Here is a 1,547-nt window from a genome sequence, read left to right as displayed (position 1 = left end):
CGACCCGGCCGCGCCCCGCGCCGGTCCACGACACTCCACCACTCCGACGTCCCCCGGGCGGCAGCGCGTACGCGTAGGGCACGGCGTCGGGCAGCACCGCCACCTCCGTCCCCCGCAGGCCGGCCAGGGCCAGGTGTGCCCGGCGGCGTACCCGGCCGTGCCGCCGCAGCGTCCGGGCGCAGGCGACCACCACCGCACACAGCGCGGGGATCGCGGCCTTGCCCACGACCTCGTCGTAGGGCACCGCCGCCCGCACCTCGGGGTCGGACCAGCCGTCCGGCAAGGGGTTGCCGGGCAGTTGGGCGGTGCCGACCACCATCACCAGTGCCAGGCACACGGTGCTGCACAGCGCCAGCACCACGGCCAGTACCGTCAGCAGCCGGGTCGCGGTCCGCGGATGCAAATGCTGTTCGGCGAGGCGTGCGACCGGCCAGGCCGTGAGCGGCAGGATCAGTGGCAGAAAGACGAAGACCCCCATGAGGCTTCAGTCTTCCCCTTCGCTCTGGGCCTGATCCAGCAGGTCGCGCAGCAGCCGCTCCTCGTCCGGGCCGAGGCCGGTGACGAAGCTGGCCAGCACGGCCCCGCGGTCGCTCTCGGCGTCCAGCACCTTGCGCATCTTCCGGGCGGCCAGGCCCGCCTGGTCCGAGTCCGGTGTCCAGGCGAAGGACCGGCCGACCCGCTCCCGGGTGACCGCACCCTTGCCCAGCAGCCGGGTCAGGATCGTGATCACCGTCGTGTACGCGAGGTCACCGCCGAGGCGCTCCTGCACCCAGCCGGCCGTGGCCGGGCCGTCCGCCTCCCGCAGCGCCGACAGCACCAGCGCCTCCAGCTCACCCTGTGCCCGCCGGGGACGCTGCCCGGGATCCGCCACCGCCCTGCCTCGCTTTCGCCGCCCTGCGTTGCCCTTGCGGACCATCGTATAGATCCGCCACCCCGATCCCGCCTGCTTCTACATTGCTGTAGATTCAGAGTGACATCCGCATCGGCATCCACACCGCACGCGTCAAGCGCTCAAGAAGGAGTACCCCGTGGGAGTTTCCCTGTCCAAGGGCGGCAACGTCTCGCTCAGCAAGGAGGCGCCCGGTCTCACCGCCGTCCTGGTCGGCCTGGGCTGGGACGTGCGCACGACCACCGGCACCGACTACGACCTCGACGCCTCCGCCCTGCTCCTCGACGCCTCCGGCAAGGTCCCCTCGGACCAGCACTTCGTCTTCTACAACCAGCTCAAGAGCCCGGACGGTTCGGTCGAGCACACCGGCGACAACCTCACCGGTGAGGGCGAGGGCGACGACGAGTCCGTCAAGGTGAACCTCTCCGCCGTCCCCGCCGAGATCGAAAAGATCGTCTTCCCGGTGTCCATCCACGACGCCGAGAACCGCGGCCAGAGCTTCGGGCAGGTCCGCAACGCCTTCATCCGGGTCGTCAACCAGGCGGGCGGCCAGGAGATCGCCCGCTACGACCTGTCCGAGGACGCCTCCACCGAGACGGCGATGGTCTTCGGCGAGCTCTACCGGCACGGAGAGGAGTGGAAGTTCCGCGCCGTCGGC

General features: G+C 71.2%; 2 protein-coding genes and 1 pseudogene. 1 reads left to right on the top strand and 2 read right to left on the bottom strand.

Annotated elements, in window-relative coordinates; translation table 11 throughout:
- Together ABZ281_RS48950 and ABZ281_RS48945 are read right to left on the bottom strand one after the other, a co-directional pair.
- A pseudogene (locus ABZ281_RS48950) lies at positions 1-478 on the bottom strand (M56 family peptidase); the annotation flags it as partial.
- 6 nt (positions 479-484) lie between these two features.
- A complete protein-coding gene (locus ABZ281_RS48945; protein WP_356665273.1) occupies positions 485-871 on the bottom strand; it encodes a BlaI/MecI/CopY family transcriptional regulator in 387 nt (128 codons plus the stop codon).
- Positions 872-1,028: 157 nt separating this feature from the next.
- On the opposite strand from ABZ281_RS48945, the gene ABZ281_RS48940 reads away from it, so the two are divergent.
- Positions 1,029-1,547 (top strand): TerD family protein (locus tag ABZ281_RS48940; RefSeq protein ID WP_356665271.1); only part of this gene is annotated, 519 nt, incomplete at its 3' end.

Origin of the sequence: Streptomyces sp. NPDC006265 (assembly GCF_040613555.1) — a bacterium.
Classification (GTDB): Bacteria; Actinomycetota; Actinomycetes; order Streptomycetales; family Streptomycetaceae; genus Streptomyces.
This window is presented reverse-complemented; position numbering and strand designations above follow the sequence as displayed.